Annotated in this window: 19 protein-coding genes; 8 read left to right on the top strand and 11 right to left on the bottom strand. The window is 42.1% G+C overall.

The features are described 5' to 3' along the window. The first annotated feature begins 201 nt into the window (after positions 1-201). The 3 genes from dapA (at position 202) to Q4519_RS05630 (ending at position 3,386) form a co-directional block, all read left to right on the top strand. Entirely contained in the window at positions 202-1,083 is an 882-nt protein-coding gene (gene dapA, locus Q4519_RS05640; RefSeq protein WP_232801126.1) for a 4-hydroxy-tetrahydrodipicolinate synthase, read from the top strand. Between the two features lie 12 nt (positions 1,084-1,095). After that, positions 1,096-2,193, top strand: coding sequence for an outer membrane protein assembly factor BamC (bamC, locus tag Q4519_RS05635; RefSeq protein WP_303510525.1), 1,098 nt, complete (start codon positions 1,096-1,098; stop codon positions 2,191-2,193). A gap of 86 nt (positions 2,194-2,279) precedes the next feature. Then, entirely contained in the window at positions 2,280-3,386 is a 1,107-nt protein-coding gene (locus tag Q4519_RS05630) for a phosphoribosylaminoimidazolesuccinocarboxamide synthase (RefSeq protein WP_303510523.1), read from the top strand. 69 nt (positions 3,387-3,455) lie between these two features. On the opposite strand, the gene Q4519_RS05625 is transcribed toward Q4519_RS05630, so the two are convergent. The 5 genes from Q4519_RS05625 to Q4519_RS05605 all read right to left on the bottom strand — a co-directional run bounded on the left by Q4519_RS05625 (position 3,456) and on the right by Q4519_RS05605 (position 6,388). Beyond that, positions 3,456-3,956, bottom strand: a complete 501-nt coding sequence (locus tag Q4519_RS05625; RefSeq protein WP_238481362.1) for a TIGR00645 family protein — start codon at positions 3,954-3,956, stop codon at positions 3,456-3,458. A gap of 79 nt (positions 3,957-4,035) precedes the next feature. Beyond that, positions 4,036-4,173: a DUF2897 family protein gene (locus Q4519_RS05620; protein WP_232801130.1), complete on the bottom strand. Its 138-nt coding sequence runs from the start codon at positions 4,171-4,173 to the stop codon at positions 4,036-4,038. Then, positions 4,173-4,862: a M15 family metallopeptidase gene (locus Q4519_RS05615; RefSeq protein ID WP_303510516.1), complete on the bottom strand. Its 690-nt coding sequence runs from the start codon at positions 4,860-4,862 to the stop codon at positions 4,173-4,175. Before Q4519_RS05615 ends, Q4519_RS05620 begins: the two co-directional genes overlap by 1 nt. A gap of 2 nt (positions 4,863-4,864) precedes the next feature. Then, positions 4,865-6,010: a succinyl-diaminopimelate desuccinylase gene (dapE, locus tag Q4519_RS05610; protein WP_303510513.1), complete on the bottom strand. Its 1,146-nt coding sequence runs from the start codon at positions 6,008-6,010 to the stop codon at positions 4,865-4,867. A gap of 33 nt (positions 6,011-6,043) precedes the next feature. Next, the gene (locus tag Q4519_RS05605; RefSeq protein WP_303510510.1) at positions 6,044-6,388 is read right to left on the bottom strand and encodes an ArsC family reductase; all 345 of its coding nucleotides are present in this window, start codon (positions 6,386-6,388) and stop codon (positions 6,044-6,046) included. 353 nt (positions 6,389-6,741) lie between these two features. On the opposite strand from Q4519_RS05605, the gene Q4519_RS05600 reads away from it, so the two are divergent. Next, the gene (locus Q4519_RS05600) at positions 6,742-7,401 is read left to right on the top strand and encodes an ABC transporter substrate-binding protein (RefSeq protein ID WP_232801134.1); all 660 of its coding nucleotides are present in this window, start codon (positions 6,742-6,744) and stop codon (positions 7,399-7,401) included. A 107-nt stretch (positions 7,402-7,508) separates the two neighbouring features. Here the strand turns inward: Q4519_RS05600 and crr are convergent, their stop codons facing one another. From crr to cysK, 4 genes are all read right to left on the bottom strand, one after another. Beyond that, the gene (gene crr, locus Q4519_RS05595) at positions 7,509-8,018 is read right to left on the bottom strand and encodes a PTS glucose transporter subunit IIA (RefSeq protein WP_232801135.1); all 510 of its coding nucleotides are present in this window, start codon (positions 8,016-8,018) and stop codon (positions 7,509-7,511) included. A 35-nt stretch (positions 8,019-8,053) separates the two neighbouring features. Continuing rightward, positions 8,054-9,775, bottom strand: a complete 1,722-nt coding sequence (gene ptsI / locus Q4519_RS05590; protein WP_232801136.1) for a phosphoenolpyruvate-protein phosphotransferase PtsI — start codon at positions 9,773-9,775, stop codon at positions 8,054-8,056. Between the two features lie 44 nt (positions 9,776-9,819). Next, a complete protein-coding gene (locus Q4519_RS05585; protein ID WP_232801137.1) occupies positions 9,820-10,077 on the bottom strand; it encodes an HPr family phosphocarrier protein in 258 nt (85 codons plus the stop codon). A 421-nt stretch (positions 10,078-10,498) separates the two neighbouring features. Further along, positions 10,499-11,467 (bottom strand): cysteine synthase A, encoded by a 969-nt coding sequence (gene cysK / locus Q4519_RS05580; protein WP_232801138.1) that lies wholly within the window; start codon positions 11,465-11,467, stop codon positions 10,499-10,501. 216 nt (positions 11,468-11,683) lie between these two features. On the opposite strand from cysK, the gene Q4519_RS05575 reads away from it, so the two are divergent. Further along, positions 11,684-12,787 (top strand): beta-ketoacyl-ACP synthase III, encoded by a 1,104-nt coding sequence (locus tag Q4519_RS05575; protein WP_303510501.1) that lies wholly within the window; start codon positions 11,684-11,686, stop codon positions 12,785-12,787. 107 nt (positions 12,788-12,894) lie between these two features. Here Q4519_RS05575 and cysZ read toward each other — a convergent pair whose 3' ends face one another. Beyond that, complete coding sequence (gene cysZ / locus Q4519_RS05570) at positions 12,895-13,659, bottom strand: sulfate transporter CysZ (protein WP_232801140.1); 765 nt, start codon at positions 13,657-13,659, stop codon at positions 12,895-12,897. 436 nt (positions 13,660-14,095) lie between these two features. On the opposite strand from cysZ, the gene zipA reads away from it, so the two are divergent. Both zipA and Q4519_RS05560 read left to right on the top strand, forming a co-directional pair. Next, positions 14,096-15,313, top strand: coding sequence for a cell division protein ZipA (gene zipA / locus Q4519_RS05565; protein ID WP_303510499.1), 1,218 nt, complete (start codon positions 14,096-14,098; stop codon positions 15,311-15,313). 77 nt (positions 15,314-15,390) lie between these two features. Then, positions 15,391-17,349 (top strand): BRCT domain-containing protein, encoded by a 1,959-nt coding sequence (locus tag Q4519_RS05560; protein ID WP_303510498.1) that lies wholly within the window; start codon positions 15,391-15,393, stop codon positions 17,347-17,349. Between the two features lie 177 nt (positions 17,350-17,526). On the opposite strand, the gene Q4519_RS05555 is transcribed toward Q4519_RS05560, so the two are convergent. Beyond that, positions 17,527-18,342: a helix-turn-helix domain-containing protein gene (locus Q4519_RS05555; protein ID WP_303510495.1), complete on the bottom strand. Its 816-nt coding sequence runs from the start codon at positions 18,340-18,342 to the stop codon at positions 17,527-17,529. Positions 18,343-18,442: 100 nt separating this feature from the next. Here Q4519_RS05555 and Q4519_RS05550 point away from each other — a divergent pair, with 100 nt between their 5' ends. Further along, positions 18,443-19,249, top strand: a complete 807-nt coding sequence (locus tag Q4519_RS05550; RefSeq protein ID WP_303510492.1) for a sulfite exporter TauE/SafE family protein — start codon at positions 18,443-18,445, stop codon at positions 19,247-19,249. Positions 19,250-19,278: the final 29 nt, after the last annotated feature.

Raw genomic sequence — 19,278 nt, 5'->3', positions numbered from 1 at the left:
ATTGGCAGAGCGAGTTTAGTGATACTTTGACAAAAATACCAACTATGTCACTGAGTAAATTGCTTTATGTTACGGGGTCGTTTAATTAGTGCGCTAAAATCCAGTTTGTTTGGCCTTTTCACTTGGTGATTCATATCTGATGCTTGTTTTTAGCCAGTTGGAAAAGTACCATATTTCGCTCGATTATAAGGAGATGTCTAAATGCTAACGGGTAGTATTGTTGCTTTAATCACACCGATGGATGATGCCGGTGAAATTGATTTTCTAGCACTTAAAAGTTTAGTGGATTACCACGTTGAAGCAGGTACTGCGGCAATTGTTTCCGTAGGCACAACAGGTGAGTCGGCAACACTTAATGTTGATGATCACGTAAAAGTGGTAATGAAGACATTAGAATTCTCCGCTGGCCGTATCCCTGTGATTGCTGGCAATGGCGCTAACTCAACTTCTGAGGCTATTGCGCTAAGTAAATTGTTCCAAAGCAGCGGTGTTGCAGCAGGCTTGAGTGTGACTCCTTATTACAATAAACCGACACAAGAAGGATTATTTCTGCATTATAAAGCCATTGCGGAATCTTCAACCTTACCGCAAATTTTATACAATGTACCCGGTCGTACCGCGGTAGATATGAAGCCAGAAACCGTCGCGCGTTTAGCCAAGTTAGATAATATTATCGGCATCAAAGAAGCGACTGGCGATCTACAACGCTTAGCAGATATTAAAGCGTTAGTGAGTGATGACTTTGCACTGTACAGCGGTGACGACGCCACTGGACTTGATTTTATGCTGCAAGGGGGCCATGGCGTTATTTCTGTTACGACTAACGTGGCTGCTGCGCAAATGGCTAAAATGTGTCAACACGCACAAGCGGGTGAGACTGAAGCGGCTAAGGCGATAGATCAACGTTTAATGCCAGTACATGATAAATTATTTGTTGAAGCTAACCCGATCCCAGTAAAATGGGCTTGCTACCGTTTGGGGCTGATCCCAAATAATACATTACGGTTACCTTTAACCACTCTTTCTTCACCGTTGCAACCGGAAGTGGAAGCAGCGTTAAAACAAGCAAGTCTCATCGATTAAGGCGGTTATTGCGTGCTAAAAAAACAAGGTATTTTCATTGGCGGCCTGTTAATTACAGTATTGGCTGGTTGTAGTAGTTTTGAGTCACGAAAAAAAGCGACAGATAATTTTGATTATTTGGATGCTTCTTTAGCTCAACCCATTTCAACTGCCGGTATAGGTGAGGTTGCCCTTGATACTACTTACAATGTGCCTGCGCTAGGTAAAGGAGCGCTACCCACTTATTTAGGTGAACAGGTCGATGTGCGTTCGCCTGCTCAAGTTCTGACTGTGCTAGAAGGGACGCGAACAGATGATACGGCAGAAAATACAACGGTCATCTTTACCGCCAAAGACCGTGGGGTGGCTGCAAAAGATGATGTGTGGAGCTTGTTACTCAATTTCTTCGCGCAACATAATGTATCGGCTAAAAATCTAGATAAACTTAAAGGTGAATTAGTTTCAGATACATTTGTGTTTGAACAAGAGTTTGGCTCTTTTTTCAATACGACAGATTATCGTTCAGAAGAGCAGTACAAATTTACACTCAAAGAGCCTTCATCATCGCGCACGGCAAGCTTAGCTGTTGAGTTGTTGAGTTTTAAAGAGTCGGTTGATGGTGACGTGAACACTAAACCATTACTTGATGCGGAAAAGAAGCGCTATGAAATCGGTATGATTAACCGCTTATTGGTATTTGCATTAGCAGAAAACCAACGTAAAAATGCATCATTGCAATCACAAGATAATCGAGTTCCACTAGACTTAGGTTTTGATGACAATGGTTTACCCGCTTGGGTAACGAAGAAAAACTTCGATATTGTATGGGCAAAATTACCTTTGGCTTTAGCTGAACTTAATTTTGAATATGAATCGAGCAATAAAAACTTGGGTGCGTACGTGATGAGCTTCAAACAGCCATCTGATTCTTATTGGCGCGAGAAGGGGGTTCGTGGTTTTGAGTTAAGAAGAGGCTCTTATACTTTCCAACTTGGCCAGTCTAAGAATGGTGAAACAGTCATTACTATCTTTGGCCGCGATAAGAAACCATTATCCGTGCAACAAGTGAGTAAAATGTATCTCAGCATCGTTGATTTAATGCAAAAGCACATGCGAGTCGAAAACAATTAACCAACAGGGCGCGATAATATCGCGCCTTTTTTAATTAACAATACTAGCTGTATTTCAGTTATTGCTATTTAAGAAGGCATACAAACATGAGTCTTGCTGACAAGGTATTGGCAGTCAATAATGATCTTCCAATCCGTACCGATAAACCCGTTCATAGTGGTAAAGTTCGTTCGGTTTACTGGTTAACCGAAGCTGACAGTCGCCGTTTAATTGCGGAAAAAAATTACGACGTGGCGCCCGATACACCATTGGCTATCATGGTTATTAGTGATCGAATTTCAGCTTTTGACTGCATTTGGCACGGAGAAGGTGGCATGAATGGCGTGCCGGGTAAAGGTGCAGCGTTGAATGCGATTTCAAATAATTGGTTTCGTTTATTCAAAGAGCAAGGCTTAGCAGACAGCCATATTCTAGATATACCTCACCCGTTTGTATGGATAGTACAAAAAGCACGTCCTGTGATGATAGAGGCGATTTGTCGCCAGTATATTACCGGCTCGATGTGGCGTGCTTATGAAAAGGGTGAGCGTGAGTTTTGTGGCATTGAGCTACCTGATGGTTTAACTAAAGACCAAAAGCTACCTGAACTGCTGATCACGCCATCAACTAAGGGCATTTTGCGTGGTATTCCGGGCGTTCCAGAAGCTGATGATGTAAACGTGACGCGCAAGAACATAGAAGACAACTTCGCAGCGTTTAATTTTACCAAGGCTGAAGACATTAACCTTTATGAAAAGTTGCTCAAAGAAGGCTTTAATGTCATTAGTGAAGCGCTAGAAAATATCGGTCAGATGTTTGTTGATACCAAGTTTGAATTTGGCTACGTCACAGATAAAAATGGTCAAGAAAAACTGATATACATGGATGAGGTTGGCACACCTGATTCATCGCGTATTTGGGATGCCGCTGAGTTTGCCAATGGCAACGTGGTCGAAAACTCAAAAGAGCAATTCCGTCAATTACTGCTCAATCATTTCCCCGATCCGGACATTTTGCTAAATAAAGATTGCATGCCAGAGCGTGAAGCGCTAGCGCGTGATAATGCCTTACCAGAGTCAGTTTTGATGAAGGTATCAGAAATCTACTTAGGTGTGGCAGAAAAAATCACTGGTGAGAAGATTACCTTATCGGATAATCCAAAAGCCGAAATTATTGAGATCCTACGTGAGCAGTATCAGCTAATCGCTGATTAAATAGTGCGTCGAGAAATATCTTTATAAAAAGCCAAACTAATGTTTGGCTTTTTTGTTCCGGTATAGGTGTTAGTGACTTTTTGCTTTTTCAACAATGTAATCGGTGAGGGCGAACAATACGCCCGAAATCACAAAGGTTAAGTGCACCATAATTTTCCAAAATATCTGCGCTTCGGTTAAGGCTTCTGCGTGAATAAAGAGCTTTAGCAGTTCGACGGCAGAAATCGCAACAATAGCGCCAATCAATTTCTGCTTTAAGCCCGAAAAACCTACTTTTCCCATCCAAGATGGTCTGTCTTCATGATCATCAATATCAAGCTTAGACACAAAATTTTCATAACCACTAAAGATGATTATCAGTAGCAATCCTGCTAATAGGGCGGTATCTACAAGGGTTAAAATATTAATAATGGTTTCTTCAGAGCTGGCAGTAAAAGCCGTTAGCACCATTAGATATAAGGATTTAGTAAACTTAATTAACAGTATAATAATGGCCACAAACAGCCCGATAAAAAAGGGCGCTAACAGCCAGCGGCCTTGAAATATGACGGCTTCAATCTTTTTTTCCAACACAAGTCTTCCTAACAATTTGTTAAAAGGTAAAAAATAGAGGGATCTGGTATCTAAAGTTCATTCTATCCCGAGTTGTTTAGTTGTCATCTGTTTTATCGTTGTTTTTGTCTTTAGCTTTAAAATCCATCTTTGCAGTGTGTTTAAGTAACATAATATTACTGGCAATGATGCCAAGTACTAAAGCGATGATGATGACAATCCAAATTGTACTCATTATGGTGTGCTGATCTGAGTGATAAAACGCTGCCATATCGTGGGTAACATTATCCGCAGTGTTGATTTACCCAAAACACTCGACTGAGCTAATACGCTATCTAGCATATCAATGGTAAACATCTGTTGGTAGCGCGCAGCGACAGGGTGATAGCTTAAATGCCAGGGCTCAATAGCGACGCCGCCTAGCTGCTTTTGATAGGGTAAATAAAAGCCAAATTTGGTCATGTTTTTCTCAAGCCATAATGCAAGAGGATGCTGACATCCACCTAGTTGATATTCACTGGGGACAAGTTGCAACTGATAGTTATCAGGCAGCAATGCAGGGCTGTATACATCGATATCGGTGCCCCAGTGGTGTCGGCTGGCGCCGGGCAAGGCTGACCAATGTAAAATGGCCAAAATTTTATCTCGTGGGGTCAATAAAGCTGTATCAAGGGGACGAGAGAGGTGATCCAGTACAGGTCTTTCCCCACTCATTTTCCCATCCCAAATAAGCTGTTGTCGAGAAAAACCACGAAAGCTACTGGCTATATCCAGTTCGATGCCATCATTTTTTGCCGCTTGTTGCATTGATAGAAAAGCGGCAAGGGCGTTGGCCTCTAACCAGTGATAAGGCCCATAAGGCGCCAAATGATCACTCACTTGGCCAGTTAATTTAAGGGCTATATCACGCTTAGACAGTTTCACGGCTATACCGGATCACGGCTAAGTAATTTAGTGAGGGTAAGGCGGTACATATCAACCAGCTTCTCTAAATCGGCAATTTTAACGCATTCATTCACTTTATGAATGGTAGCATTAATTGGGCCTAGTTCTACCAGTTGTGCTCCGGTTGGCGCAATAAAACGCCCGTCTGAGGTGCCGCCAGAGGTAGAAAGCTCAGTATCAAACTTAGTTACCTCTTTGATTGCCGCTTTAACTGCATCAATCAGCTCACCTTCACCAGTAATAAATGGTACGCCGTTGTAGGTCCAATTAAGCTCATAGTCTAGGCCTTGCGAGTCCAATACGTTATGTGTGCGCGCCACCAAGTCAGCAGCCGTACATTCCGTAGAGTAACGGAAATTAAACTGCGCTGTTAATGCGCCTGGTACGATGTTGGATGCGCCCGTACCTGATTGGATATTAGATATTTGGAAACTGGTTGGCGGGAAAAACTCATTTCCGTTGTCCCACACTTTTTGCGATAATTCTGCAATCACTGGGCCTGCTTTATGGATTGGGTTATCCACTAAGTGCGGGTAGGCAATATGACCTTGAATCCCCTTAATGACTAAATCACCGGTCAATGAGCCACGGCGGCCATTTTTTACAATATCACCCACTTCACGGGTACTGGATGGTTCCCCCACAATACAATAATCAATTTTTTCATTGCGTGCTTCTAGGGCTTCAACCACTTTTACGGTACCATTTATAAATGGGCCTTCTTCATCGCTGGTGATTAAAAAAGCAATGGAGCCTTGATGATCATCATGTTGCTCAACAAATTGTTTTACCGCCACCATAAAGGCAGCAATTGAGCCCTTCATGTCAGCCGCGCCACGGCCATGTAGGAAGCCGTCGATAACTGTTGGCTCAAATGGTGGTGTATGCCAGTCTGCAAGTGGCCCGGTGGGGACGACGTCAGTATGGCCGGCAAAGCAAAAAAGTGGCTTAGCGGTGCCACGTCGTGCCCATAAGTTAGTGGTATCATCGAAGACCATGGTTTCACATTCAAAACCAAGGGCTTCAAGATACTCGATCATCATTTGTTGGCACCCCGCATCTTCTGGGGTGACGGACTCTCGGCTAATTAAATCTTTTGCTAAGCTAAGTACAGCACTGTCTGACATGATAAATCCTTTATTCATTTAGTTTTTTCGAAATTAAGCAAAGATTTTAGCGTATTGATCGGCTTTAAAGCCTAGGTAATATTGGCCATTATGGATCAGTAGCGGACGCTTGATCATGGCCGGATGTTCGACTAACAGGGCTAATGCGGTTTCGGCGGATAAATTTGCTTTGGCCTCATCGCTTAACTGTCGATAGGTTGTACCGCGCTTATTCACCACTTCTTGCCATGGCAAGTGAGCAAAAAAGTCTGCGACCATTTGCTCATTAATCCCTTCAACACGATAGTCATGAAACTCAAAAGCAATATTATGTTTAGTAAGCCACGCTTTGGCTTTTTTGATGGTGTCACAATTCTTTATGCCATATACAAGGGTCATATTGGCCTCTTACTACAATAAATTGATAGCATCATAACACGCTCTTTTATTATCATAAATTAACAGTGAGGGTTTCTTCTTGTAATCAAGCAAAGTGGTCGAAAAAATACTGATGATCAATTTTCTTTTACGAAAAACCTGCAGTGCTAATTTGGAGGCATTAAGCCAATTAGGATTATTGCTATACTGTCACTATCGTTGCAATGGGCGTTATTTTACATGGTAGATCAAGCAATATGACGCTGAGACATTTTCGCATAAGCATATTTTTAGCGAGTCTTCTTTTTTGCTGTAGCGTAAGGTCTGAATGTGACCGAGAATATACGATTGGTTATGAGAAATATGGTGACTTTTTGCTTGTTGATGATGCTGACCAGATTATAGGTGGCATCGATTATGACATCGTGAGCAGTATTTTTAATCGTTTAGGCTGTAAGTTAGTATGGATCTCAATGCCATGGAAACGCAATCTTGTTGCAATCAAAACGGGCAAAATCGATATGGCGTCGGGTGCGAATGCAACACCAGAGAGGGCTGTTTGGGCAAATTTTTCCATTCCTTACCGACAAAACTTCCATGGGTTGTTTGTGCAAAAAGCGAATAAGAAGATATTGCTCATTGATAACTTAAGCGACATAGTGGGAACCAGCTTGAGACTTAATTACCAACGTGGTGCTTTTTTAGGTCCACCATTTGAGGACTTGATGGAGCGACCTGAATTTAAGCAGCGGGTTAGCACTGTTACTGACGAAGAGCAGCAGATAGGCATGGTGGCCATTGGTCGAGTGGACGGTACATTTCTTAATATATCGGTTGGCAATGCTCTATTGAGAAAGAAGAAGTTAACTCATCAAATTATGGCTCACCCTAGTATCAAGCTTGGCGTTAAAGACTATGTATTTCTTTTTAGTAAAATGACGGTGGAAAAAGAGTTTATCGAAAGGTTTAACCTAGAGTTAGCAGCGTTAAAGCAGGATGGAACATTAAAGAAAATTGTTGAACAATATCAATAAAAATACCGGACAAACCGAAAGCGTATTCCTTAGTCGTCATATTTAATGGCACAAAAAAGCCCAGCTCAGCTGGGCTTTATCAATTAAATTAGAACCTGGCAGTCTTTTTATTTAGTAATGCGTAATATCACTGAATCAGACAAGGTTACTGTTCCTGCAAGCTTGTGCAGATCTTTAATTTCATCCATGTTTGAAATAACAACAGGAGTCAATGTCGATTTTGCCTTTGATTCTAGTAGCGCAAGATCAAATTCAATTATGGGATCGCCTTTTTTCACGGATTGCCCTTCTTGCGCGATACGCGTGAAGCCTTCACCTTTTAGCTCAACTGTGTCGATACCAAAGTGAACAAACAGCTCTAAACCAGTATCAGATTCAATAGAGAATGCATGGTTAGTTTCAAAGATTTTACCAATTGTACCATCACAAGGAGCAACCATTTTGTCACCCGTTGGTTTGATAGCGATACCGTCACCTACAATTTTTTCAGCAAAAACAACGTCAGGTACATCTTCAATTGGTACAATCTCACCAGATAATGGGGCAAAAATTTCAATGCCACCTGTTTCAGGTGTTGGATCTGAAACCATTTTTTTTAGTTTATCGAAAAAACCCATTTTATTGCTCCTAAATTTAATCTATGCAGCGTTACTTAACACACAGCTTGTTGTTTAATAAAGTCATCAACTAACGCTTCAATTTCAGCAGCTGTGGCAACAGATAATGCTTTGTCAGCCAATTCTTTTGCTGTCTTGTAGTTGGTATTACGGATTAGCTTTTTCACCGTTGGAATAGATATTGAGCTCATTGAAAATTCATCTAAGCCCATGCCTAATAGCAGTAAAGTCGCACGGTCATCACCGGCCAGCTCACCACACATTCCAGTCCATTTACCAGCCTCGTGAGAAGCATCAATCACACGTTTAATCAACGTTAATACTGATGGTGTTAATGGATTGTATAGTTTAGAAATTAGTTCATTACCACGGTCTACCGCAAGTGTATATTGTGTTAAATCGTTTGTGCCTATACTAAAAAAGTCAACTTCTTTGATTAAATGATGTGCTATTGCTGCCGCTGCAGGTGTTTCAATCATCACACCAATTTCGACATTTTCATCAAAGGCTAAATTTTCTTCGCGAAGTTCAGCTTTCAATGTGTTTAAAATGTCTTTTAGCGCACGAATTTCTTCAACAGCAATGATCATTGGGAACATGATACGCACTTTACCAAATGCAGATGCACGCAGTAGGGCACGTAATTGAGGGTTCATGATCTCTGGGCGATCGAAACAAATGCGGATTGCACGCCAGCCCAAAAATGGGTTCATTTCTTCTGGCAAATCCATGTAAGGTAAATCTTTATCACCACCAATATCCATAGTACGGATAATGACTGGCTGATTTGGCATCGCTTCAACAACGGCTTTGTAAGCAACAAATTGCTCTTCTTCCGTTGGCAGTTGGTCTCGATCCATAAACAAGAACTCAGTTCTGTATAGACCGATGCCTTCTGCGCCGTTACGCTCCGCGCCATCACAGTCTTTTACTGTGCCAACATTGGCACAGACTTCAACTTGGTGACCATCTAAGGTGATCGCGGGTAAGTCCTTTAACTTAGCTAATTCAGCTTTTTCTGCAAGGAATTTAGCTTGAATGGCTTTAAAGCGCGCTAGGTCTGCATCAGAAGGGTTAATGATAACTTGGTTGTTTAACGCGTCTAGCACAACGGTGTCACCGTTTTTGACACGCTTAGTGATGTCGTTGGTACCGACAATTGCAGGAAGTTCTAAAGAACGCGCCATGATTGACGTATGAGAAGTGCGTCCACCAATGTCGGTAATGAAACCAAGCACTTTATCTAAGTTAATTTGTGCGGTTTCTGAAGGCGTTAAGTCATTAGCAATAAGAATAACTTCATCTTGGATTGTGCTTAGAGACACAATATCAATGCCAAGTGCATTTTTCAGCAAACGATTACCTATGTCGCGGAAATCCGTTGCTCGTTCACGTAAATAAGGGTCATCCAACTCTTGCAGCATGGTTGCGTTTTGTTCGATTACAAATTGAATGGCTGCGCCAGCTGAACTCTTATTATCCTTTAAGTAGGTTATGATATCCTGTTCTAACTCTTCATCTTCAAGCAGCATAATATGCCCTTCGAAGATTGCTTCTTTTTCTTCACCAAATGTTTCAAGTGCTTTTTGCTTGATTAACTCAAGTTGGGCAGATGCTTTGTCTCGTGCTTCTAAGAAGCATTTTATTTCTGTTTCACTATCTTCAACACGGTTGGTGTTGATGACAATTTCGTCTTCTTGGAGCAATAGCGCTTTACCAAACGCTATGCCAGGTGATGCTTGAATACCTGATATCATAACCTATCCTTTAACTGCAAAAAATGTCGGGTGATGGAGTGTGCTTATTCAAGTTCCGCCATTAACGCAACTAAAGTATCAACCGCTTTTTGCTCATCAGCACCTTCAGCTTTGATTACAACGCTGGTGCCTTTGGTTAGGCCAAGAGTTTGTAGCTTGAACAGGCTTTTTGCACTTGCAGATTTACCGCCTACTTCAACAGTGATGTCAGATGAAAATGATTTTGCTTCTTTAACAAATTGAGCTGCTGGACGAGTGTGTAGGCCGTTTTCAGCAGTAATAGTTACAGTCTTGTTATACATGGTTTTCCCCATTTTTTAGTTTGAATGTTGCAGATATTTAAAAGAACATTGCACCTTTCTTTAAAATTCTGCTTTTTGGTTTTGTAATAAAGTAACGAAAAACGACGTAAAGAAGTTTAATCCACGTCAAGTTTTTTGCGACCTCTTGTGAAAATCCTATTTTAATTGATTAGCTGATGATGGCTCAGTTATGACTAATTGTCATCTAGGATTAACACATTATAAGAATACTTATTTTAGTAAGTAAAAAATCATCCTAAATTCGTGCTAGAAGATCAACGTTTTTCTAGTTATGTTACAAATTAATCTGACTTGCGAGTAACGATTTTCCTGTACTTTAATAAAGGTAAACTTATGTTTGTTGTTCTTTTTAAAAGGAAAAGGCGCACAGAGGCGCCTTTGAAGCAGGTTTAATGCCTAATTACGCTTCAAGCTCTTGGTCGGTGAAAATTCCAGCAAATAAAGCAGATGAAAGGTAGCGCTCACCAGAGCTTGGTAAAATTACTACAATATTTTTATCGGCAAATTCTGGTAAAGCAGCAATTTGGTTGGCTGCAACAACTGCCGCACCAGATGAAATCCCGGCTAAAATACCTTCTTCTTCCATCAAACGGCGTGCCATGTCGATGGCCTCATCATTGGTAACAAGCGCAGTACGGTCAACCATAGATAAATCTAGGTTCTTAGGTACAAAACCTGCGCCAATACCCTGGATTTTGTGAGGACCCGGTTTAACTTCTTCACCGGCTAATGTTTGCGTGATCACCGGCGAGTCAGTTGGCTCGACGGCCACTGTTGTAATTTTTTTACCTTGCTTTAACTTGATGTAGCGGCTGACGCCTGACAAGGTGCCACCCGTACCAACACCAGCGACAAATACATCAATTTCGCCATCTGTGTCTTGCCAGATTTCTGGGCCAGTGGTCTGTTCATGGATTTCAGGGTTGGCAGGGTTATCGAACTGTTGTAAAAGTACAAATTTTTCAGGGCTCTCTGCGACGATTTCTTCTGCCTTGTTGATTGCGCCTTTCATACCTTTCGCGCCATCGGTTAGGATCAGGTTAGCGCCTAAAGCTTTAAGTAGTTTACGACGCTCTAAGCTCATGGTGTTAGGCATGGTTAGGGTAATTTTGTAACCACGAGCGGCAGCTACAAAAGCAAGTGCGATACCAGTATTACCACTGGTTGGTTCGATCAGCTCTTTTTCTTTGGTGAGGATACCTTTTTTTTCTGCATCCCAAATCATGTTCGCGCCAATGCGACATTTAACACTGAAGCTTGGGTTGCGGCTTTCTATTTTTGCAAATACATTACCTTTAGCTACACGGTTAAGGCGAACTAACGGCGTTTTACCTATAGTCTGAGTATTGTCATCATAAATTTTGCTCATGGGTATTCCTTATATGCAGTAAATGGCAATAAAACTAAAGTTAGCATACCTTGATGCTAAAAGATTTGAAGTGACAATTTGTTATAACGTTATGTTATTAAAAACTAAATTTTTATCACTTTATTTTAGTGACTAGCCTAATAGTTTTTGCTGTATTTTTCATCTTATGATTTAAGCTGCTGCTTGTTTCGTCACACTTTTTTAAAGGGGTTTTTCATGCTGCCATCTTTTCTTACCGCAACAGGTATCTTCATCCCACCATTTTGTGTAAAAAACCAAGAGTTAGTGGTGGCTTATAATCAATATGCGCAATTTTTTAACCTCGAGAATGCGGCCTCAATTGAGGTGGGGCAGGTGGCCGCCAAACTCAGATCTGATGATGAGTTTATTCTCCGGCATTCAGGTATTTTGCAGCGATATTATGTCACGGATGAAGGTATTCTTGATCCTGATGTGATGTGTCCATTATTGCCCGAGATTGATGAAGAGCATACTTCATTAATGGCTGAGATGGGTAAAAATGCTGCCCTTGATGCGTTGCAGCAAGGGGCGGTTGAAGGCCATGAAGTTGATTTGATTATTGTTGCGGCTAGTAACGTGCAGCGTGCTTATCCGGCTTTAGCCATTGAAATTCAAGATTTATTAGGCGCATCCGGATTGGCCTTTGATCTCTGTGGCGCTGAGTGCTCTGCGGTGATGGCGATCCAGCTGGCGAGTCAAGCAATTGCTTGCGGCAGTGCGAGTAAAGCGTTAATTATCAGCCCTGAAATAGGCTCTGCTCAAACGGATTTTAGAGACCGGGAAAGCCACTTTTTATTGGGTGATGCATGCAGCGCCTTGTTACTCGAAAATATTGCCAAAACGGGGGCGTTGGAGATCATCAACTTTAATATCGCCAGCCAATTTTCTAACCAGATACGCAATAATTTCGGTTTTTTAAATCGCTTAGCGCCCGACTCGCTTTACAGCAAAGACAAGTTATTTCATCAAACGCCGCCAAGCTTTCCTGCGATTGCTGATGCGATTTGTACCCATGTGCAGCAGCATCTTGCAGGGTTGAACTTGCCTGTAGAGAGAGTGGCACAATACTTTTTACAGCCAACTAATCGAGTATTAAACCAAGTGATTGCAGATCAGCTTTTGACTGATGCTACAGATAAAACAGTGCCCGATTGTGTTGCGCAATACGGTGGCACAGGGGCCGCTGGACTCGGTTTAAGTTTTCATTTACATCAACAATTGGCGGCTGATGAATATTGCATGTGGGTTGCATTTGGAGCGGGATTTTGTGTTGCTTCAATGGTATTGAAAAAATGCTGACTCTTATTCAGTAATGCGGTGCGCTCAAGGTCGAGCGCATCACAACCCTTCGTTCCTTATCCATGGATAGAGTTTACATGGCAATGAAGGGCTTAAGTTGGCAAGGTTTAACCTCGTCCCGTCATATCTTTACGATAATGGGCTACCCACATCGCCGTACCGCCACACACGCCCACGGGCATTACGATAAGGTTTACAATCGGTATTGCGCTTAAAATAGTTGCAATACAACCAAAACTTAAATTGCTCATTCGTCTCGTTTTTAGTGTGTCACGCATAGTAGGAAAGCTTATTTTATGGTTATCAAAGCCATAGTCGACATACTGGATAGCCATCATCCAACAAGATAGTAAAAACCAAAGTACCGGCGCGACAGTTTGTCCAACTACAGGGATCAGGAACAAAATCAAGCAACCAATGGCTTTTGGTATAAAGTAAATCATTTTGTCCAGTTCACGTTTTAGAGCACGTGGTATGTCTTTCATTACTTGCATTAAACCATCATCGTTGATGGGCTGTCCGGTAAGGTGTAATTCAACTTTTTCAGCTAATAAACCATTAAATGGTGCCGAGATAAGGTTAGCAACGGTAGAAAACAGGTAGGAAAAGATAAATAGGATACATAACAATAAAATGGGCCAAATAACGTACGATAACCAGCTCAGCATCTCGGGTACGTAGCTCATTAATTTGTCCATCCAAGGACCTAACTGAAGATAGAGCGCATAAAAAGCGCCGGAAAATAGTAGTAAGTTAATACATAACGGCACGAGGACAAAAGTTCGAAGCCCAGGCTGACGGATCAAATTAAAGCCAGTAAGGAAAAACTCTAAACCACTCAGTGGCGCGGTTATTTTGTTGTTATTGTGCATAATTAATTAAACTTTCCAATGTTGTAATGGTTTTATCTTGTGCGCTTGGTGTCATAGTAAATCAATTTAAATCATCACTAAAGTGAGACAAGGTATGAACCGCAATAAATAAATAATGCTTAATTTCAAATTTATTTAGGCTTAAGATATAAAGGTTATGTTTACCTTATGAAATATTAACATTTATTCACCAGTTTTTCTGTTGGGTCACGGTTCACGACTGGACGAATAAAGGCTTTCAAGGTACTGTGCTCTTGTCAAAGGCGGGTTCGCTTGGGTACAGTAAACATAAATACATCAGATCAAGTTTCAGGAACACCATTTAGACGGTTAATTTGTTTACAAATAGGCTACCATTATTAGCTTAGTCGATAGCCTTTTGACCGATTAAACGTTACTTATAACCGAGACTTAACATACATTAAGAGATTGTTGAATGCAGGATTTTCGTCTTGTTCTAATCATTGTGGGCGCAATTGCGATTGCCGCATTATTGATCCATGGCTTGTGGTCAAATCATAAAAACAAACCTAAATCGCTTAAAGATAAGCCGGTACGTAAAGTAGAGCCCAAAGAAACCAGTACCGAAACTGAATTTGACGCCGACGGTATCGGTGAGGTGCGAGTGGTTTCTTCCGGTTTTAGTTCATCGAATGATCTAAAAGAGGAGCACCTTACTCGCGGGCCTAAAGTCAATTCAGACTCGTCAGAAGACTTGTACCCAAGCTTTTCAGCGGTTGAGACTGAACACCCAGAAAATACTGCGTCCATTGTTGAGCCGATGACAACGGCTAACAATCCTGTTGCGCCTCAACCAGCTGTAACCGAAGCGCAATATCAAGGAGAGAGTGTATCGCAGCAAAGCACTCATCAAGAGAGTGTTCCTGAATCTGATGAAGTGGAATACGTTACGCGCGCCCCTGCTTTTAGAGAGCCTTATTTCGATGAGCACGGCCAAAAGCATTATCACGAAGCGAAACCCGTTCAAGTAAAAGTTAAACCAGCAGCTCGCCCTGCTGCTGTTGAACCCGTTGTTAAAGCTGAACCTGTCGTTAAGGCAATCGTTGAGCCAACAGTTGAAACAAATGTTGAAACAAATGTTGAACCAAATGTTGTACCTGAGGCTTCCGCGACTATTGACACCGAGCAACAAAAATACGAACAAGTTGAGCATCAGCAAGAAGCTGCCGAACAGCCAGCTAAAGCAGACTCGGCTTACGAAGGTCCACAAGATGTATTTGTACTTAACGTCATGTCGCGAGAAGGCACGTTATTTGCGGGCGCTGAATTATTACCAATATTGCTTAACTTAGGCTTCAAGTTTGGTGAAATGGATATTTTTCATCGCCATTTAAGTCCAACAGGTAATGGACCCGTATTATTTAGCATGGCTAATATGGTTAAACCCGGCACATTTGATGTTGACCATATGGAGCAGTTCGAAACCCACGGGCTATCACTGTTTATGGCGCTGCCTTGTGCGGGTGATGCATCCAATAATTTCCAGCTTATGCTCCACGCATCAGAGATGCTAGCATCTGAATTAAATGGTTTATTGCTTGACGGGACTAGACAGCCGTTGACACGCCAAAAAGTGAATGAATATAAGCAGCGTATTACCGACTTTGAACGCCAGCAAGCCTTAGTTGATTAGTTCACTTATCATCGTTGATAGCCTCTTCAGTTGAAGGGGCTTTTTTATTTTAGCTTGACCGCAATGAGCCATTGAGTATGACAACTTCTGAACACTTCCAATTTAATAATGAGCAACTAGCGATTATCAATCAGCTTGACTTGGATATTGACCTTATCCCAATTCAGGAAGCCATTGGCCAACTTGAATTTGATCACCTTTCAGAGCAAGCTTTGGTTGCGACCTTAAAGATCACCAATGCCCTTTATCGCTCTGGCGCGCCACTGATTACCGATCATCAATATGATGCACTCACTTTCAAGCTCAAGGATATTGCGCCAAATCATCCTTACCTTGCCACAGTAGAGCCGGAAGTATTGGCCGAAAGCAAGACGGTGCCATTGCCGCAAAAAATGTTGTCAACAGATAAGGCCTATACCTTTGCTGAAATTGAAAAATGGGTTGACCGAGTGTTAAAAGCGGCACAAGAAATAAAAGTAGATACGAGCGAGATAAAAGTGCGGGTAACGCCAAAACTCGACGGCTACGCGGCCTTTGATGATGGCACCACTCTTTATACTCGCGGCGATGGCGTGAGAGGGCAAGATATCACCCGCGCTTTTACACGTGGTTTGCAAGTAGCGAATAATGGCGACAGAGGCTTAGGGCCGGGCGAAATTGTTATTAGTAAAAGCTACTTTGATGAAGTATTAAGTCAGCACTTTGAAAATTCAAGAAATATTCAAGCCGCAATCATTGCTGAAAAGAAAGTGGATGAGAATGTGCAAAAAGCCATTGCAGATGGCGCTTGTGTTTTTTATCCGTTTCAATTGATCGACAACTGGACTGGTGATTATCAGACCTTACTAGATGACTTTGAATCCATTGTGGAACAGATCTGGAATGCCGTTGATTACGATATAGATGGCGTCATTCTTGAAGTGACTAATGAGCAAGTAAAGGCTCATATGGGCGCGACCAGAAAGCACCATAGATGGCAAATCGCTTTTAAGGTTAATGAGGCATCTGCGGACGTTGAAGTCTTAAGCGTGGTGCCACAAACCTCAAGAACGGGCCGAGTTTCTCCCGTTGCTTTACTAAAGCCGACCAAACTCAGCGGTGCTACCATCAGCCGTGCGACAGTGCACCATTATAAAATGGTGAAAAATAATGGCGTTGGGCCGGGGGCGGTGGTGCGTTTAGTGCGCAGTGGTTTAGTTATTCCTAAAATTGAGTTAGTGGTTAAAAAAGCAGAGCCTGAACTGCCAGAGCATTGCCCTAGCTGCAACTCTGTACTTGATTGGGTGGGCGACCATCTTATGTGTGGCAACCCCAACTGCCCAGCAAGGCGCGAGAATACCCTGATACACTTTTTCAAAACCTTAGGCAATAATGATGGTTTTGGGCCAAAAGTGATTGAAAAACTTCACCTTTACGGCGTGGATGAAATACATCAGGTATATCAGCTGACCGAACGTGATTTTGTGCGCTTTGGCTTTGGTGAAAAGACCTCACGTAACTTAATCGACCAACTTAGAGCCAGTCGAGAGCTTGAAATTGAAGATTGGCGCTTTCTGGCGGCATTTGGGGTTAACCGTCTTGGCGCGGGAAACTGTGAAAGATTATTGCAACACCATAAGTTACTGGCACTTTTTGAATTAACCGTAGAGCAAATTGTCGACTTAGATGGTTTTGCTAAGTTAAGTGCCGAGGCGATAGTAGCTGGTTTAAGCAGCATTAAAGGTACGTTCTTTGAGGTGTATAATTTAGGCTTTAATTTGTCTGAAACACCACAAATTTCTGAGCTTGAAGTATCGCAATCGCCTATTTCCGGCAAAATTATCGTCTTCACCGGCACTATGGTGCAAGGGGCGCGTGCCGACATGGAAAAGCAAGCCAAAGAGCTTGGAGCGAAAACCGCCAAATCGGTCACTGGTAAAACAGATTACCTAGTTGCAGGCCTCAAGGTGGGAGAGAGTAAAATTACTGCCGCGCGCGAGAAAGGCGTGCAGGTATTGAGTGAGCAAGAATACTTGGATTTATTGTCCGCTGATTGAGCACTGGTTGTTAATCCCTAGAGGAGCAAATAGCCCTTTCATGCTCAAGTGTCTATCAAGCCCCATTTTAGGTGGGGCTTTTTGTTATACGCAACAATAGTTAGCCCGCTAATGGTTATTTATTGATGATTTAATTTTCCATTCACCTTAAATAACTTAACCAGTAAATATTGGCAATTATTTATCGCGATTCGAAAAGTAACGCGTGGGTGATTCACCATAGGCCCGACGAAACATAGCGATAAAGTTACTTGGCGTTGAGTAACCAAGAGCATACGCTACATCGCCAATTGGTTCTCCGCGCGCCATCATTTCTAGCGAATGTATTAGCAGTATCTGCTGCCGCCATTCATTAAAACTCATGTTCAACTCATTTCGAATTAACCTTCTTAACGTACGTGATGAGATGGCTCCTATTCGAGCCCAATGCTCGACAGAGTTTTTACTGTTTGGCTCAACTAAAATCGCTTGAGTTACCTTTTGTAGTCTTGGATCTTTAGGCTGTGGGAAATAAAGTGATTCGTGAGGGCTGTTGCAAATTTCATCAGAAATTACGTCAACTACGCGTAAATTTTGTGCAGATAGCGCTTCGGTTTTGCTCCAAGTGGATGCCCTGCTAGATAGGACTTTTAAGACATCACTCATTTCAATCACACATGGTTTCATTGGAAACTGACTACAGCTCTCGGGAGTAAATAATAATGACCGGCCTTTAAGGGAACCACAAAAATAAACACTGTGCATCGCGCTTGGAGGGATCCATCCAGCACGATGAGGCGGTAGTATCCAGGTTCCTTCATCGGTTTTAACTTGTATCAGCCCTTCATCGATACACAGAAGCTGACCGCGATAATGCTTATGCCAATTATGTGGCCGTTGATCCAAATGCCTGAAGTTACTCCGCTCATGTTGCCACTCCTTGGCAATTAACGCTGCGCCATTTTCCCATTCACTGTAATCACAGTTTGTTGTTTTTTCTACGTGCTCCAACATTGGCCAGTATTCATTATTTTATGTCCTTTTAACGTTACCATGACAAGTTAGCTTTCGCGTAGCATTTTCGTAACTAACATTTTTCGAAGGCAATACCATTATGAACGAACCTATCTTTATCTTTTATTACATTGTAGCCGGCTTGGGGGTTGGCTTTCTCGCGGGACTTGTTGGCATCGGAGGAGGAGGGATGGCTGTCCCTATTTTTGCATTTCTGTTTTCAATTCAGGCTGTAGCTGATGCTGAAGTGGTTCATCTCGCACTAGGGACATCGATGGCTTCGATGATTATTACCACATTGGGTAGTATGCGCGCTCACTACAAAAAAAAGAATGTTGATTCAACCATGGCTATAAAAATGTTGGGCGGCATTCTAGTCGGTACATTTTGTGCAACATTCGTAGCATCATATTTACAGGGGGTCTATCTAGCGGGATTTTTCAGCGTATTTATGTTGTATGTTGCCTATAAAATGTTTCGAAGTACGGAGCATGAGTACAACCCAAATCCACATGGAGTAATCGGCAATATCACTACTGGGTCAGTGATTGGTTCCATTTCGGCACTTGTTTCTATAAGTGGCGCGGGTTTAATTATCCCTTATCTTATCAAGCAAAATTATGAGGTAAAGCGCGCTATTGGCACATCAGCTGCGATAGGTTTCCCTATCGCGTTGTCTGGAAGCCTCGGATATATGATAAATGGTTGGGAAAATACAAACTGGGACAACTTAGTTTTAGGATACATATACCTTCCTGCAATGATCAGCTTTTCCATCAGTAGTTTTTTAACGACTAGCCTAGGAGTGCGTTGCGCTGACCTTTTTCCGAGTAAAATACTCAAAAAGATAGTGGGTATTCTTTGCGTCCTTCTAAGCTTTAAAATGTTGCTACAAGTACTGAATTGAAACCAGCGATGGTACCTCATGCTGCATTA

This window comes from Motilimonas sp. 1_MG-2023, from assembly GCF_030547455.1.
Lineage (GTDB): Bacteria > Pseudomonadota > Gammaproteobacteria > Enterobacterales > CBDFNC01 > Motilimonas.
The sequence above is the reverse complement of the archived record's forward strand: the minus strand, read 5'-3'. Positions and strand labels throughout refer to the sequence as shown.

Bases quoted from the DNA above. Each gene is read 5' to 3' on its own strand.
- crr (WP_232801135.1), bottom strand. From the start codon at position 8,018: ATGGGTTTTTTCGATAAACTAAAAAAAATGGTTTCAGATCCAACACCT.
- Q4519_RS05550 (WP_303510492.1), top strand. From the start codon at position 18,443: ATGAACGAACCTATCTTTATCTTTTATTACATTGTAGCCGGCTTGGGG.
- Q4519_RS05605 (WP_303510510.1), bottom strand. From the start codon at position 6,388: ATGACCCTTGTATATGGCATAAAGAATTGTGACACCATCAAAAAAGCC.
- Q4519_RS05630 (WP_303510523.1), top strand. From the start codon at position 2,280: ATGAGTCTTGCTGACAAGGTATTGGCAGTCAATAATGATCTTCCAATC.
- dapE (WP_303510513.1), bottom strand. From the start codon at position 6,010: ATGTCAGACAGTGCTGTACTTAGCTTAGCAAAAGATTTAATTAGCCGA.
- Q4519_RS05585 (WP_232801137.1), bottom strand. From the start codon at position 10,077: ATGTATAACAAGACTGTAACTATTACTGCTGAAAACGGCCTACACACT.
- dapA (WP_232801126.1), top strand. From the start codon at position 202: ATGCTAACGGGTAGTATTGTTGCTTTAATCACACCGATGGATGATGCC.
- Q4519_RS05620 (WP_232801130.1), bottom strand. From the start codon at position 4,173: ATGAGTACAATTTGGATTGTCATCATCATCGCTTTAGTACTTGGCATC.
- cysZ (WP_232801140.1), bottom strand. From the start codon at position 13,659: ATGCACAATAACAACAAAATAACCGCGCCACTGAGTGGTTTAGAGTTT.
- Q4519_RS05575 (WP_303510501.1), top strand. From the start codon at position 11,684: ATGCTGCCATCTTTTCTTACCGCAACAGGTATCTTCATCCCACCATTT.
- ptsI (WP_232801136.1), bottom strand. From the start codon at position 9,775: ATGATATCAGGTATTCAAGCATCACCTGGCATAGCGTTTGGTAAAGCG.
- Q4519_RS05560 (WP_303510498.1), top strand. From the start codon at position 15,391: ATGACAACTTCTGAACACTTCCAATTTAATAATGAGCAACTAGCGATT.
- zipA (WP_303510499.1), top strand. From the start codon at position 14,096: ATGCAGGATTTTCGTCTTGTTCTAATCATTGTGGGCGCAATTGCGATT.
- cysK (WP_232801138.1), bottom strand. From the start codon at position 11,467: ATGAGCAAAATTTATGATGACAATACTCAGACTATAGGTAAAACGCCG.
- Q4519_RS05555 (WP_303510495.1), bottom strand. From the start codon at position 18,342: ATGTTGGAGCACGTAGAAAAAACAACAAACTGTGATTACAGTGAATGG.